Annotated in this window: 13 protein-coding genes and 1 other annotated feature; of the genes, 7 read left to right on the plus strand and 6 right to left on the minus strand. The window is 35.7% G+C overall.

The window, feature by feature from the left end; genetic code table 11:
• Positions 1-103: 103 nt before the first annotated feature.
• Entirely contained in the window at positions 104-709 is a 606-nt protein-coding gene (refZ, locus tag CIB95_RS13195; RefSeq protein WP_094925909.1) for a forespore capture DNA-binding protein RefZ, read from the minus strand.
• 129 nt (positions 710-838) lie between these two features.
• On the opposite strand from refZ, the gene CIB95_RS13200 reads away from it, so the two are divergent.
• Both CIB95_RS13200 and CIB95_RS13205 read left to right on the plus strand, forming a co-directional pair.
• Entirely contained in the window at positions 839-1,318 is a 480-nt protein-coding gene (locus CIB95_RS13200; RefSeq protein WP_094925911.1) for a GAF domain-containing protein, read from the plus strand.
• A 113-nt stretch (positions 1,319-1,431) separates the two neighbouring features.
• On the plus strand, positions 1,432-2,175 hold the full coding sequence (locus tag CIB95_RS13205) for a YwaF family protein (protein ID WP_094925913.1): 744 nt from the start codon (positions 1,432-1,434) through the stop codon (positions 2,173-2,175).
• 86 nt (positions 2,176-2,261) lie between these two features.
• Here the strand turns inward: CIB95_RS13205 and megL are convergent, their stop codons facing one another.
• Positions 2,262-3,443 carry a methionine gamma-lyase gene (gene megL, locus CIB95_RS13210; RefSeq protein ID WP_198949203.1) on the minus strand — a complete coding sequence of 394 codons (1,182 nt, stop codon included), beginning with the start codon at positions 3,441-3,443 and terminating at the stop codon, positions 2,262-2,264.
• Between the two features lie 347 nt (positions 3,444-3,790).
• Between megL and rpsD the strand changes: the two genes are divergently transcribed.
• The gene (rpsD, locus tag CIB95_RS13215) at positions 3,791-4,393 is read left to right on the plus strand and encodes a 30S ribosomal protein S4 (RefSeq protein WP_094925917.1); all 603 of its coding nucleotides are present in this window, start codon (positions 3,791-3,793) and stop codon (positions 4,391-4,393) included.
• A 42-nt stretch (positions 4,394-4,435) separates the two neighbouring features.
• Here rpsD and CIB95_RS13220 read toward each other — a convergent pair whose 3' ends face one another.
• Entirely contained in the window at positions 4,436-4,633 is a 198-nt protein-coding gene (locus CIB95_RS13220; protein WP_094925919.1) for a YwbE family protein, read from the minus strand.
• Positions 4,634-4,719: 86 nt separating this feature from the next.
• Here CIB95_RS13220 and CIB95_RS13225 point away from each other — a divergent pair, with 86 nt between their 5' ends.
• Positions 4,720-5,277: a flavin reductase family protein gene (locus tag CIB95_RS13225; RefSeq protein WP_094925921.1), complete on the plus strand. Its 558-nt coding sequence runs from the start codon at positions 4,720-4,722 to the stop codon at positions 5,275-5,277.
• 213 nt (positions 5,278-5,490) lie between these two features.
• On the opposite strand, the gene tyrS is transcribed toward CIB95_RS13225, so the two are convergent.
• Positions 5,491-6,759 (minus strand): tyrosine--tRNA ligase, encoded by a 1,269-nt coding sequence (tyrS, locus tag CIB95_RS13230; protein WP_094925923.1) that lies wholly within the window; start codon positions 6,757-6,759, stop codon positions 5,491-5,493.
• 55 nt (positions 6,760-6,814) lie between these two features.
• Positions 6,815-7,036, minus strand: a binding site (T-box leader).
• 142 nt (positions 7,037-7,178) lie between these two features.
• Between tyrS and CIB95_RS16545 the strand changes: the two genes are divergently transcribed.
• On the plus strand, positions 7,179-10,130 hold the full coding sequence (locus CIB95_RS16545) for a transglycosylase domain-containing protein (RefSeq protein ID WP_269845016.1): 2,952 nt from the start codon (positions 7,179-7,181) through the stop codon (positions 10,128-10,130).
• An 83-nt stretch (positions 10,131-10,213) separates the two neighbouring features.
• Here CIB95_RS16545 and acsA read toward each other — a convergent pair whose 3' ends face one another.
• The gene (acsA, locus tag CIB95_RS13240; protein ID WP_094925925.1) at positions 10,214-11,932 is read right to left on the minus strand and encodes an acetate--CoA ligase; all 1,719 of its coding nucleotides are present in this window, start codon (positions 11,930-11,932) and stop codon (positions 10,214-10,216) included.
• Positions 11,933-12,096: 164 nt separating this feature from the next.
• Here acsA and CIB95_RS13245 point away from each other — a divergent pair, with 164 nt between their 5' ends.
• Both CIB95_RS13245 and CIB95_RS13250 read left to right on the plus strand, forming a co-directional pair.
• Positions 12,097-12,729, plus strand: coding sequence for a GNAT family N-acetyltransferase (locus CIB95_RS13245; protein ID WP_094925927.1), 633 nt, complete (start codon positions 12,097-12,099; stop codon positions 12,727-12,729).
• Between the two features lie 16 nt (positions 12,730-12,745).
• Positions 12,746-13,891, plus strand: coding sequence for an acetoin utilization protein AcuC (locus CIB95_RS13250; RefSeq protein WP_094925929.1), 1,146 nt, complete (start codon positions 12,746-12,748; stop codon positions 13,889-13,891).
• Between the two features lie 13 nt (positions 13,892-13,904).
• Here the strand turns inward: CIB95_RS13250 and CIB95_RS13255 are convergent, their stop codons facing one another.
• Positions 13,905-14,609 (minus strand): 5'-methylthioadenosine/adenosylhomocysteine nucleosidase, encoded by a 705-nt coding sequence (locus CIB95_RS13255; protein ID WP_094925931.1) that lies wholly within the window; start codon positions 14,607-14,609, stop codon positions 13,905-13,907.
• Positions 14,610-14,621 lie beyond the last annotated feature (12 nt).

Consider the following 14,621-nt stretch of genomic DNA (forward strand, 5'->3'; position numbering starts at 1 on the left):
AGTTTATTTTTCATTAAATAAAAGATTTTATTATTAATACCTAATAATACCATGATATATCGACATATTGTTACCATAATTCAACGTTTTTCCAAAAAAAGTGTTATTTTCTGCAAAAGTATGTCTCAATGACATCACTGACATAATTAAAATAGTCATTTTTGAATGATTCGTCTTCTAAATTAATGTAAAAGTTCTCTCGCATATATTGCGGATGCAAGAATGGCATTATTATTAAATTCCGTATATGCATGACACCGAAGTCAACCTGCATTTCTTTGAAAATACCGTCTTCTATTCCAATTTCTAGAAGTTGCTCTAGTAAGTATTTCTCTTTCATTAAATATGTTGTCATTACTTCACGAACTAGCATCGTATCAATTGTCATTTCGCGATGAACAAAGCGAGACAAATAATCATGATTTTCTTGATATTTTAATAATCTAAATACCGCATCTTTTAAACAAGTTGCCGCATCAGTATCTTCATTATTTAAAGCATCGCTAAGTTCTTTCAAGTAGCCTTCATAAAAACTTGCTAGTAAATGTTCTAGTAACCCTTTTTTTCCACCGAAATAATAGGATACTAAAGCAATGTTAACTTCAGCAGTTTTCGCAATCTCCCTGACAGATGTTCCGTCATACCCTTTCACATTAAATAAGGATATTGCAGCCTCAATAACTTTTTGTTTTGTCTTTAATCCCTTCATTGTCGAACCACCTCAAATAACATTACATTATGTATAATTCTATAGAAATTTGTAAAATCCTTTTTCATATGATTTTTTTCATTCTTTTGATATTATAGATGAAATAAACTTTTACTTGGAGGTTATTAAATGTTTCAGACAGAAAAATACGAAGGCAGTAGAACTGATCAATATAAATTAGTTATTAAGCAGTTGCATGCATTATTAGATGGAGAAACGAACCGAATCGCAAACTTAGCAAATGCTTCGGCATTGCTAAATCAATTTTTAGATGATGTGAACTGGGTAGGTTTTTATGTGCTCGAAGGTCAACAACTAGTGCTCGGACCTTTCCAAGGTCTTCCGGCTTGTGTGCGTATTCCAATTGGTAAAGGTGTATGTGGTACTTCTGCACAAGAAGAAAGAACAATCTTAGTGGAAGATGTACACCAATTTCCAGGTCACATTGCTTGTGATGCAGCTACAAGGTCTGAAATTGTAATACCAATTATTAAGGATGGAAAACTACTAGGTGTTTTAGATATCGATAGCCCTTCTTTAAACCGCTTTGATGAAGTAGATCAACATTACCTAGAAGCATTTGTAAATGAATTAATTACTCACTTATAAAACTTGCCATCATGGCAAGTTTTTTTGTAGAACTCTGCAGAATAAAAAGGTATAATTTACTAGTGGTATACAGTTAGAAAATTAAAAATACTTTTTTTGTGGGAGGGACCCGAATGAATCACTTTTTTAGCAAAGAGGGGGGACTATCTTTTGAAGTATTTGGGATAGCTCATATCATCACAATCGCTACTTTAGTTTTTACAGCAATGATGATTTACTTTTTCCGGGTTAAATTACGTGGAGTTGTTTTAAATAAGGTCTTTCGTTTTGGTTTAGCAATCACTTTAATCCTTGTTCAGTTCTCCTTCTATTTTTGGCAGTTCTACCATAATCAAATTTCGTTACAAACTAGCCTTCCACTAAATTTATGTGCAATCTCCATTTTTTTAGCTGCCTATATGTTATGGACAAAAAGTTACGCTCTCTTCGAAGTCCTTTACTTTTGGGCTTTAGCAGGGGCACTTCAAGCATACTTAACTCCCGAACTTTTCTACGGATACGACCATTTTAGATATTATCAATTTTTTATAGGGCACGGTCTTATTATCATCGCACCGTTATTCATGTGCTTTATCCACCAATATCGACCTACTTTTCGTTCGTTAATAAAAGCATTTGTTACTATTAATCTCTACGCATTATTTGTTTATTTCATTGATGTTTTAGTTGAGGCTAACTATTTATTACTTCGTCATAAGCCAAAAACTGATTCTCTTCTCGATTTCTTTGGTCCTTGGCCATACTATATATTAGTGTTAGAAGTTGCAGCTATTATTTTATTTACTTTATTATATGTACCATTTTTATTTAGCAAAAATCAATCGAAAATAGAGCTAGAAAATGAACTAAACTTATAAAAATAAAAGCAAAAGTCCGACTTGTTCAGAATAGTATTCTGGACAAGTCGGATTATTCGTGAAGCTCTTGTTGTATTCCCCTTTACTTATATTTGCTTTAACGCCTGCTCAATATCTTCCCATATATCATCAGAAGATTCTAATCCTAAAGATAACCTTAATAATGTATCTTTAATTCCCATCTTTTCACGAGTTTCTGCTGGAACTACCGAGTGGGTCATCGTTGCCGGATGTTGCACTAACGTTTCAGCATCTCCTAAACTAACTGCAATTTTAATTAAAGAGAGACTGTTCATAAATTTTTGCGCAGTTGCTTTATTACCTTTAATTTCAAAGCTTATTAATCCACCAGGTTTTTTCATTTGTTTGCTAGCAATTTCATAATCAGCAAAATCTTTATCTCCCGGATAATAAATGCGCTCCACTTTTGGATGAGCCTTTAGTTTATCAGCAAGGATACTTGCATTATGACAATGACGATCCATCCTTACTGGTAACGTTTTTAAACCTCTAATTAATAACCAGGCATCAAATGGCGATATGACACCACCGATATCTTTTTGTGTTGTCATTGCCATATTTCCTAGAAAATCTTCTTTCCCAACTACTATGCCCGCAATTACGTCCCCGTGACCACAAATATATTTTGTTGCACTATGGATAACAACATCACAACCAATTTGCAGAGGATTTTGCAAGTAAGGAGAACAAAATGTATTATCCACTACTACTGTTATATTCTTTTCTTTTGCTATTTTTACAACCATCTCAAGATCAATGCACGTCATTGTTGGATTTATCGGAGTTTCAACATATATTACAGTCGTTTCAGGGCGTATTGCCTTTCGTATACTGTCTTCCGTTTTCATAGCAATAAAATCATGTTCAATTGCATACTTTTCTTTCATTATTTGTAGTAAACCAAAAGTACAGCCGTAAATCCCTTCTGAGCAAAGAATGTGATCGCCTGTTTTTGTCAGTGATATCAAGGTTGCAGATACAGCTGCCATTCCAGATCCGAATGCTAAAGCTGCTTCGCCGCCTTCGATTGCTGCCATTCTCTCTTCTAAAACTTTGACAGTTGGATTACCTAGTCGCGAATAAATATAACCAGAATCTTCACCTGCAAAACGTTTTTCTCCTTGCTCGGCATTTGCAAAAGTAAATGTTGAAGTTTGGTATATCGGTGGTGTTAAGCTATCAAAATGTTTTCCTGAATCGTACCCTGCATGAATAATTTCAGTATCGAGATGTTTTTTCTTTTTCATCAAAAGTCTCTCCATTCTCCAAATTATATCTATGTCTGTATATATCTTCTATATTATGTTAATACTGTTAGTTTTGAAAGCGCTTTCTCAAAAATGTATAGAAAGATTTTTTCTTGACTATTTCTTATATTCATCATATAATTGCCATTGTGTAAAATAAGTACAGCAGTAATAATGGCATTTGTCCGTATTTTATCCCTCATTTCTTTATTGAACTGATGGTGCATCTTGTAACTTCTTGCTGTCGAGGCGAGGGTGCATGAAGGTAAAATACACAGAAGTCCTCTATTACAGCCTGCTAGTTTTTATTTTATGCAATAAAAATAAAAACAGAGGAGGAGTCAATTATGGCTCGATATACTGGTCCATCTTGGAAATTATCTCGTCGTCTTGGTATTTCACTAAGCGGTACGGGGAAAGAATTAGAAAAACGTCCTTACGTTCCTGGTCAACACGGCCCAACACAACGTAAAAAAATCTCTGAATATGGTTTACAATTACGTGAAAAGCAAAAGCTTCGTCACATGTACGGTGTAAACGAACGTCAATTCAAACGTATCTTCAACGATGCTGGGAAAATGCCTGGTATTCAAGGTGAAAACTTCATGATCCTTTTAGAAGCACGTTTAGATAACTTAGTTTACCGTTTAGGTTTAGCTCGTACACGTCGTCAAGCACGTCAATTAGTTAACCACGGTCACATCACTGTTGATGGAAGCCGCGTAGATATCGCTTCTTACCGCGTATCTGTTGGACAAACAATTGGTGTACGTGAAAAATCACGTAACTTAGATATTATTAAAGAAGCTATCGAAGTTAACAATTTCGTTCCTGAATACTTAACTTTCGATGCTGACAAATTAGAGGGTACTTTCAACCGCTTACCTGAGCGTTCTGAATTATCTTCTGAAATCAGCGAACAACTTATCGTTGAATTCTACTCTCGTTAATAAGAGTAAAACCTTCTTGGTTCATCCAAGAAGGTTTTTTTGTTATTTAATAATATTACTCACTCTACCTACTTGTCCATCTTGTAGACGCACCTTTATCCCATGAGGGTGATAAGAAGAATTCGTTAATAAATCTTTCACAATTCCTCGTGTTAATGTCCCGCTTCGTTGATCTTTTTTTAAGACAACATCTACTTCGCTTCCTGCTAATACATTATTTCTATATCTTCCATCTGTCATAAGTTAAGTCTTCCTTCCTTTGTAATTACCTTTATTATGATAGACTATTATTACCAAAATACAAATTAAAGTAAAGGTTGGAAATTATGTTAAAGCAAACAAAAACAACTGTCATGCATTCATATCCTGGTATGGTAGCACTTGTCACCGCACAGTGGAATGGTACAAAGAACATTATGGCTGCAGGATGGCATACGTATATTTCGTACGAACCCCCGATCTATGGTGTTGCAATTGGTGAGGAACGATTTACCCACCATTTAATAAAAGAGTCAAAGGAATTTGCTATTCAATTTGTTTCCGCCGACCATGCCAACGCTATTTTAAAAGCAGGTACTGAGACAGGTGCTAATGGAGATAAATTTCAAAAATTAGGCATTTCTTTCATCAGTGGTGTGACGATAAAATGCCCTATTTTAACAGACGCCTATGTCGCATATGAATGTAAATTAATTGACGTTAATACTTATGGTGATCACGACTTTTTCGTAGGTGAAATAACAGGCTTTCATCGTGATGATGAAAAGTTTACCGAAGAAGGGTTACCAAACTTTGAAAAGTTAAATATTCCTCTATACTTAGGTAGATCTAAGTTTCTCGTTGCAGATAATAATACCAAACAAATTTCTCATAAACACTCGTAAATAGTGGTTGCCTGAAAAGTACCAAAAATAAGAGCAGGTAGCGACATATAGTTTTAATCCAATGAAATCCTCGACACTCCTGCGGGAATAGCGAGCAAGGATGCTTGCGGTTCGCCCGCGGAAAGGGAGTTGATTTCAAGGATAAGATATTAAAATGTGAAAAAGGGCTGTTAGGAAGCCAGTATTACTGACTTTCTTAACAACCCTTTAAATTTAGTATTTAATTAAGAAGTATTTTTTCTTCCCTCGGCGAATAACGATAAATTCATCTTCAATACGGTCTTCTGCGTTAATGACTGTTTCCATTTCTTGTCTTCTTACACCATTAATGTAGACAGCACCATTTTTAATATCTTCACGTGCTTGTCGTTTTGAAGGTGAAATTTTACTATTTACTAATAAGTCAACAAGTGCGATATCATCCTTATTTTCCATTTGAAAAGAAGGAACATCTTTAAATCCTTGCTTAATTTCTTCACCTGTTAAATCAGCAATGTTTCCTGCAAATAATGCTTCTGTAATTTTAATTGCTTGCTGAAGTGCTTCTTCCCCATGAACTAATTTCGTTACTTCTTCAGCTAATGTTTTTTGCGCGCTTCTTTTTTCTGGAGCTACTTTCATTTCCTCTTCAAGTGCGACAATCTCTTCTTTACTTAGGAATGTGAAGTACTTTAAGAACTGAATGACATCTTGGTCATTCGTGTTAATCCAAAATTGGTAGAACTCGTAAGGAGACGTTTTCGCTGCATCGAGCCAAATCGTGCCACCTTCTGTTTTACCGAACTTTGTACCGTCACTTTTCGTAACGAGTGGGAACGTTAGTCCGAAAGCTTTTTCTTTTTGCTCCCCTTCATTTTGTTTACGAATTAACTCCATCCCAGCAGTAATATTACCCCACTGGTCACTTCCACCAATTTGCAATGTGCAATTTTCTTTTTCATTAAGTTTTAGGAAGTCGTAGGATTGTAAAATCATGTAGCTAAACTCAGTAAAGGAAATACCTGCGTCTAAACGAGAGCTTACTGATTCTTTTGCAAGCATGTAATTTAGCCCAAAACTTTTCCCAATGTCTCTTAAAAATGTAATCACATCTATATCCTTTATCCAGTCGTAATTGTTAACGACTGTTGCTGGATTTCCATTGGCATTAAAATCTAAGAAGCGAGAGAGCTGAGCTTTTAAGCTGTCACTCCATTGTTGCACTGTTTCCGATGTATTAAGTGTTCGTTCAGCTTTTTTCCCACTTGGATCGCCGATTAATCCTGTACCGCCTCCAACTAAGGCAATTGGACGATGTCCAGCCAATTGAAAACGACGTAAACATAAAATTGGTAGTAAACTACCAATGTGTAGACTATCTGCAGTAGGATCAAATCCACAGTATAACGTAACCATTCCATCTTCTAAATGTTTAATTAAACCTTCTTCATCAGTATTTTGATGAACTAGTCCTCTAAATTTTAAATCCTCTAAAATCGTCATTACTTTCTCCCCTTTTCTTTTTCCAAATAAAAAAACTCGTCTCTTCTTAATTAAAAGAAGGGACGAGTTTGCTCGCGGTACCACCCTAATTGAAGCTTTTTAAAAAAAAGCTCCCACTCTAACTTGATAACGGATATCTCCGTTCTTTGCTACTATTTCGTTCACAAAGAATAGCTCCAGGGTGTAATTCGCGTTTATCTATGTGCTAATTTCCAGCAACCATTAGCTCTCTGTATACAGTGAGATAAATCACTACTTAACCTTTCAATGCCAATAAAATTTTATTTGTTTAATATTTTTTATCATAGAATAGGATGTACTGTCAAATATATATTTTTAAAATAAATGAATTTGTTATCCTAATCGACCTAATATGCTATAATTGAGTTTGATCTTCAAAGGTCTTTAGGAGGTAAACCATGAAAGAAATAATAGCAAATATAACAACAAATATTAAGAAGTACTGGACGATAACTACCGATTTCCTAATTGAAAAGAAAATCGTTAAAATTTCTAGAATTTCTTATAATGTTCTTTGGAATTTATTTTTAATTTTTTCTGTAATGGGTATTTTAGGTTTTGTTTTTGCAGGTGGAGTCGGCGCTGGATACTTTGCTTCTTTAGTAAAGGACGAGCCTATCCGTAGCTATGAAAGTATGAAAAAAGATATATATAATTATGAAGAAACCTCTAATATTTATTTTGCGAATAATATTTATTTAGACAAATTAAGATCTGTAAAAGAACGTGAAGAAGTAACCATTGATAATGTCTCTAAACATGTAATAGAAGCTGTAATTGCTACAGAGGATGCTGAATTTTGGCGTCACAATGGTGTCGTTCCAAAAGCAATTATGCGTGCAATTTTCCAAGAAGCAACAAATGCAACAGTAAAAACTGGTGGTAGTACATTAACGCAGCAATTAATTAAAAATCAAATCTTAACAACTGAAGTTTCCTTCGATCGAAAAGCGAAAGAAATTGTCCTTGCGATGAGACTTGAGAGATTTTTTGATAAAGATGAAATTTTAGAAGCATACCTAAATGTTGTTGACTTTGGCAGAAACTCCTCTGGCCGACAAATTGCTGGAATACAAGCTGCAGCAAAAGGAATATTTGGTGTAGATGCAAAAGACTTAAGCTTACCACAAGCTGCTTTTATTGCAGGACTTCCGCAAAGTCCTTTTGGATATACTCCATTTACAGCTAATGGGACTGTAAAAGAAAGTATAGAACCTGCTTTAAATAGGATGAAGACTGTTTTAAGTAGAATGTTGGAAGCCGAGTCCATTACAAAAGAAGAATATGAAGCTGCTTTAGCATACGATATTAAAGCTAACTTCCTTCCTCCTCAGCCTGGATCAATTGAGCGTTATCCTTATTTAACGTTCGAAATTGAAAAGCGTGCAAAAGAAAAAGTTGCTATTTATTTAGCAAATAAAGATGGAATTGATGAAGAAACTCTTTTTAGTGATGCAACATTATTAGAAAGCTATCGTATTAAGGCAGATCGTGAAATGCGCCGATCTGGTTATAATATTTACACTACTATCGATAAAGGAATTTACGATGCGATGAATAAAGTAGTCGAAGATGATTCTTTATTCGGTAGTGATAAGCCACAAGCAAAATTTGTGGAGAATCCCGAAACGGGCGAAATGGAAGAAGTAATTGTGATGGAACCAGAAGATATTGGTGCTATCTTAATAAACAATAAAACTGGAGCGATTATTTCCTTTGTAGGTGGTCGTGATTACGCTCGTTCATCTTATAACAATGCAACGTTAAGTACTGTATCTGCAGGATCAACATTTAAGCCGATTCTTGCATATGCACCAGCAATGGAAGAAGGACATATCCAACCTGGTTCAATAATTTTGGACGCACCTTTGGAATTAAGTTATCCATCATTAAATTATAAGCCACTGAACTGGAATAAAAAGTTCCAAGGATTGGTATCTGTTCGTGAATCGTTAAATTACTCTTGGAACATCCCTGCAATTAAATCATTTTTAACTGTCGACCCTTGGGATGCTGGAGATTATTTAATAAAAATGGGAGTTCACGGCGAGAAGAATGAAAATGGATGGCAACATGGTGAAGGAACATTCCCTTCTATGGCAATAGGTACATTAGATGTAACTATGGAAGATGTTGTTAATGCCTATGCAACCTTTGGTAATAACGGTAAATTTACTGATGGCTATATTATTGAGAAAATTGTCTCGAAAGATGGCGAAGTTATATTTGAACATGAAATAGAAGAAGTAGAAGTATTCTCTCCTCAGACTGCTTATTTGTCAGTAGATTTACTAAGAAGTATTGTCACTGATGGTCTAAGTAGCAGAATCTTAAGATATTTAGACTTTACAAGTGACTGGGGTGCGAAGTCAGGTACGACTCAAAATAATGAAAATGCAGTGTTCGTTGGTTTAAACCCGAATGTTACGCTTGGAGTTAGACTTGGATACGAAAATCCAAAAAAACTTGATCGAGGAGAAGCTGCACGTTCACAAATTTTATGGTCATATTTAGCAAATGCAGCTTATAGCATTAATCCTGAATTGATGGATCCAGAAGATAACTTTAAAATGCCTGGTGGTATCGTAAGACGTTCTTATTGTGAAGCTTCCGGTTTGCTCCCTTCTTCACTTTGCCAAGAGTTAGGATTAGTAAAAACGGATATCTTTAATATTAATCACGTCCCTACTGAGACTGATAATTCATTTATTAAAGGTAATGTTGTTTATGCGAATGGTAAAGCATATTTACCTAATGAATTAACTCCGGCAGACATGATTGAAGAAACGATTTACTTTAATACGGAAAACTTCAATGAAGAAGAAATTCCATATATTCTTCCGAGAGATAGAAATTCAGGTGAGGTTTTAGAAAAGTGGAAAAAAGTTAAAATTTTATCTACTGAAATACTTGCTGATAATGGGAAAAATCCAAGTGCCATTGCTGCTTCTAAACAAGACGGTATGTTAACTTGGGCAATTCATTCTGAAAAAGATGTCATTGGATACCGTATATATCGAGCGAAAAACCACAGTGAAACATATGAAATTGTTGCTTCTGTATTAAATAATACTAAAGAGTTAAGTTTCACTTTAGCAGAAGGTGATTATTCTTATGTTGTGACAGCTGTCGATATAGTTGGAAATGAATCTGAATTCTCCAATAAAGTTAACACTGGAAATTATACGAGTGAGGAAGAAGAGCCTGAAAATCCAACTGATCCGACAAATCCAGGAAATCCTAGTGACCCAACTGACCCAGAAGATCCAACTGACCCTGAGGATCCAGCTAATCCAGGAGATCCGACTGATCCTGTTGATCCTGTAGATCCACCGGAAATAAATGACTGATAATGAGAGACATTATCTAGACAATCTAAATGATAAATAATAATAAGGGCCTAGCGATTTAGATCGCTAGGCCCTTATTCATGTTAATCTTCCATTGTAGAAAGATCTCCAGTAGGTAAATTGAGTTCCCATGCTTTGAGGACACGTCTCATTATTTTCCCACTTCTTGTTTTCGGTAACTTATCTCGGAATTCTATTTCTCGAGGAGCAGCATGTGCTGCTAAACCACGCTTTACAAATGTTCGAATTTCTTCTATTAATTCTTCACTAGGTTCATAGCCTTTACGCAATGAAATAAATGCTTTAATCACTTCACCACGAACAGGGTCAGGCTTGCCAATAACACCGGCTTCCGCAACCGCTGCGTGCTCTACTAATTTACTTTCAACTTCAAATGGGCCAACGCGCTCACCAGAAGTTAAAATAACATCATCTATTCTCCCTTGGAAAAAGAAGTAACCGTCTTCATCCATATACGCTGAATCACCAGAGAAGTACCATTCATCGTTCAAAAAGTAGGAATCATACTTTGCTTTATTGTTCCATACTTGACGCATCATCGATGGCCAACCTTTTTTAATTGCTAAGTTACCCATGCGATACGGTGGCAATTCATTTCCATGGTCATCGATAATTGCCGCTTTAATCCCTGGGAGTGGTTTACCCATTGACCCAGGCTTTAAATCCATTGAAGGGTAGTTACAAATCATTTGCGCACCAGTCTCCGTCATCCACCATGTATCATGAATACGTAAATGGAACACCTTCATTCCCCAGCGAATAACTTCAGGATTTAGCGGTTCACCGACACTTAATACGTGTCTAAGCGAAGACATATTATATTTTTTTACGAGTTCGTCCCCTGCGCCCATCAACATACGAAAAGCTGTAGGAGCACTATACCAGACAGACACTCCAAAATCTTCAATTACTTTATACCAATAATCAGGTGAAAATCTTCCTCCTAATATGACGTTTGACGCTCCGACTAACCAAGGTCCAAAAATTCCATATGATGTACCTGTTACCCAGCCTGGATCTGCAGTACACCAATACGTGTCACCTTCTTGTAAATCTAACACCCATTTGGCAGTTTGATAATGTTGTATCATCGCATTATGAACATGTAAAACACCTTTTGGCTTACCAGTCGATCCAGAAGTGTAATGTAAAATCATACCATCTTCACGATCAACCCATTCAATATCTAACTGTTTATTAGAAGTTTGGAAATGTTTATGAAAATCAATATATATACCTTTCTCTTCTACATCTTGATCAACTAGAACGATATGCTTTAAATTCGGAAGTTTTTTTACAGGTACTCTATTTAACAACTCTTTTGTTGTCACTAGTACTTTTGCTTCACTATCCAGTAAGCGATCATGCACTGCACCTTCCATAAAAGCCTCGAATAACGGACCTACTATAGCTCCTAATTTCAGCGCACCTAATAGCGTAAAATAAAGTTCAGGTGTTCTTGGCATAAAAATAAATACTCGGTCACCTTTTTCAACATCTGCATAATGTTTCAAAAGATTGCCAGCCATATTGGATTTTTCCTTCATTTCTTTAAACGTGTACTTTTCTTCTCTTTGGAGATCACGATAATAAAGTGCAACTTTATTTTTCTTATCTGTCAATGCATGTCTGTCAATTGCTTCATAAGCAATATTAACTCTGCCTGTTTCACTCCATGAAAATTCTTTTTCTACGTCTTGCCAACGAAATGATTGACGCAGCTCATCATAATTCGATAAAGTGTGATTTCCTTGTCGTGCTGGAATAATTTCCGCTTTCATGACAATCCCCCTTTATACTTTTATTTTGTATACATTCATGAACTTTCACAATATTATTATAAATTATTTTATATCTTTTCACAATTTTTAAAAAATTATTAAAACTAGCTCCACCAATGTTGTATAATAAAATAGATGATTTACAAAGTTTAGGTGGTGACAGAATGGAACATATAAAAACATACAATGCACTTGAACTGAAAACACCAAAGGGTACGTTGATATTAGAAGGACCGATAACTCCTTCTGCACTCGAGAGATGTGAGTTTCACCGTGACCTTGATGCTTTTCGTTCTCCCGAAGAACAACATAAAGCAATCATTGAAATTGCGAAGTTACCTGAAGCGAGAATTATTATTGCCCGAGAACAAAATAAAATTATCGGCTATGTTACTTTTTTATATCCTGATCCTTTAGAAAGATGGTCAGAAGGAAATTTAGAAAACCTACTAGAGTTAGGTGCGATAGAAATCATTCCAACCTATCGTCATTACAAGGTAGCGAAAAACTTATTAAAGGTAGCAATGATGGATAAAGCGATGGATAATTATATCGTCATTACGACTGAATATTATTGGCATTGGGATTTAAATCGGACAGGCCTTTCTGTATGGGACTACCGAAAAGTAATGGAAAAAGTAATGAAAAATGGTGGATTAGAATGGTTTGCAACGGATGATCCTGAAATTAGCTCACATCCTGCAAATTGCTTAATGGCTCGGATTGGAAAAAATGTTGATATGCATACGATCCAGGCATTCGATCATCTACGTTTCAAAAATCGATTTATGTATTAAGAAAGTGACCGTGTCTATGAAAAATGCTCTATTCATGTATACTGAAAAATTTGCAAATTATAAGTTCAATGATGACCATCCTTTTAATCAAAAGCGTGTTCACTTAACGTACGATCTTCTTACGAAAATTGATGCTCTGCATACAGAAGATATCATTACACCTAGTGCAGCATCTGATGATGATATTGCGCTATTTCATAATGAAGCATATATAACCGCTGTAAAAGAAGCTAGCATAGGTAATGTTGTACCCTCGATTGAAAAATACGGGATAGGTACGGAGGACACGCCTATTTTCCCAAATATGCATGAAGCAGCTAGTCAAGTTGTCGGTGCAACAATGCAAGCTGTTGATTTAGTGATGGAAAGAAAAACAAAAGCAGCAGTCAACTTAGCTGGTGGATTACATCACAGTATGAAAGAGAAAGCATCGGGGTTTTGTATTTATAACGATTGTGCCATCGCTATAGAGCATATAAGAAAGAAATATGGTGCACGAGTGTTATATGTCGATACGGATGCACATCACGGTGACGGGGTGCAAATGGGCTTCTATGCAGCTGATGATGTTTGTACATTCTCAATTCATGAAACCGGAAAGTATTTATTCCCTGGAACTGGCAATGTTACAGAAAGAGGATTTGGCAAAGGCTTTAACTTTTCATTCAATCTTCCACTTGATGCATTCACTGAAGATGGTTCTTTTTTGCATGCTTATGAGATCGCATTGCGAGAAATTGCTGCATATTTTAAACCAGATGTAATAATTACTCAAAATGGGGCAGATGCGCACTGCTATGATCCTCTCACTCATTTAATGACAACAATGAGGACATACAAGTATATTCCGAAAATTGCACAAGAGATTGCCGAGGAATATTGTGAGGGACGTTGGATTGCCTTAGGTGGTGGTGGCTATGATATTTGGCGTGTAGTACCTAGAGCATGGTCAAATATTTGGCTAACGATGAAAGGTATTTCTGTGGCTGACGAAGAAAAATTACCTGAAGCTTGGCTTAATGAATGGCAAAATGATGCACCTGTTCCTTTACCAGCAACATGGGGAGATAGTAGTTCAATTTATAACCCCATACCTCGTAAAGCTGAAATTGAAAAAAAGAACGAACACACATTAAAGCAAATGATTTCATTCATAAAATAAAGCTGAAGGAAGCTTATAGCTCCTTCAGCTTTTTTAACATCTTTTGAACAATATATGAAGAATGTTCCGAAGCCAATTTAGTAAACTCGACAAAGTTAACATTAGCTTCTCCATTTGCTTTATCTGAAATTGAACGAATGATAACAAATGGCACATCATTTAAATATGCTGCATGGGCAACTGCTGCACCTTCCATTTCGATGCATGCACCTGCAAATTGCTGCTCATATTGTTTAACTAAGGCTCCATCAGCAATAAATTGGTCACCACTTAAAATTCGCCCTTTAGATACAGTTAACTCATTTAACTCACTTGCAGCATCAGCTGCAATAGCGATTAGCTTTTCATCAGCTCGAAAATCGGAAGGGTGATCAAACATTGGGATCGTACCTTTTGCAAACCCTAAAGCCGAAGCATCTATATCATGATACATGGAACTAGTTGATATTACGATATCTCCAATATTTAAATTAGGAGATAAAGCACCTGCGACACCAGTAAAAATAATTGCTTCCACATTGTAGTGATCAATTAATAATTGCGTAGTAATTGCTGCATTTACTTTTCCTACACCACTTTTACATAAAATCACTTCATGGTCAGCATATGACCCTTCATAAAATGTAATTTTTGCTAGTTGCCGTTCATTTGTAATATCAAGTTGTTCTCTCATTAATTTTATTTCTTCTTCCATTGCTCCTATAACTGCAATTTTCAAAACGATTCCCCT

Source organism: Lottiidibacillus patelloidae (assembly GCF_002262935.1).
Lineage (GTDB): Bacteria > Bacillota > Bacilli > Bacillales > SA5d-4 > Lottiidibacillus > Lottiidibacillus patelloidae.

Bases quoted from the DNA above. Each gene is read 5' to 3' on its own strand.
- megL (WP_198949203.1), bottom strand. From the start codon at position 3,443: ATGAAAAAGAAAAAACATCTCGATACTGAAATTATTCATGCAGGGTAC.
- CIB95_RS13245 (WP_094925927.1), top strand. From the start codon at position 12,097: ATGGAACATATAAAAACATACAATGCACTTGAACTGAAAACACCAAAG.
- CIB95_RS13250 (WP_094925929.1), top strand. From the start codon at position 12,746: ATGAAAAATGCTCTATTCATGTATACTGAAAAATTTGCAAATTATAAG.
- CIB95_RS13220 (WP_094925919.1), bottom strand. From the start codon at position 4,633: ATGACAGATGGAAGATATAGAAATAATGTATTAGCAGGAAGCGAAGTA.
- refZ (WP_094925909.1), bottom strand. From the start codon at position 709: ATGAAGGGATTAAAGACAAAACAAAAAGTTATTGAGGCTGCAATATCC.
- CIB95_RS13225 (WP_094925921.1), top strand. From the start codon at position 4,720: ATGTTAAAGCAAACAAAAACAACTGTCATGCATTCATATCCTGGTATG.
- CIB95_RS13200 (WP_094925911.1), top strand. From the start codon at position 839: ATGTTTCAGACAGAAAAATACGAAGGCAGTAGAACTGATCAATATAAA.
- rpsD (WP_094925917.1), top strand. From the start codon at position 3,791: ATGGCTCGATATACTGGTCCATCTTGGAAATTATCTCGTCGTCTTGGT.
- acsA (WP_094925925.1), bottom strand. From the start codon at position 11,932: ATGAAAGCGGAAATTATTCCAGCACGACAAGGAAATCACACTTTATCG.
- tyrS (WP_094925923.1), bottom strand. From the start codon at position 6,759: ATGACGATTTTAGAGGATTTAAAATTTAGAGGACTAGTTCATCAAAAT.
- CIB95_RS16545 (WP_269845016.1), top strand. From the start codon at position 7,179: ATGAAAGAAATAATAGCAAATATAACAACAAATATTAAGAAGTACTGG.
- CIB95_RS13205 (WP_094925913.1), top strand. From the start codon at position 1,432: ATGAATCACTTTTTTAGCAAAGAGGGGGGACTATCTTTTGAAGTATTT.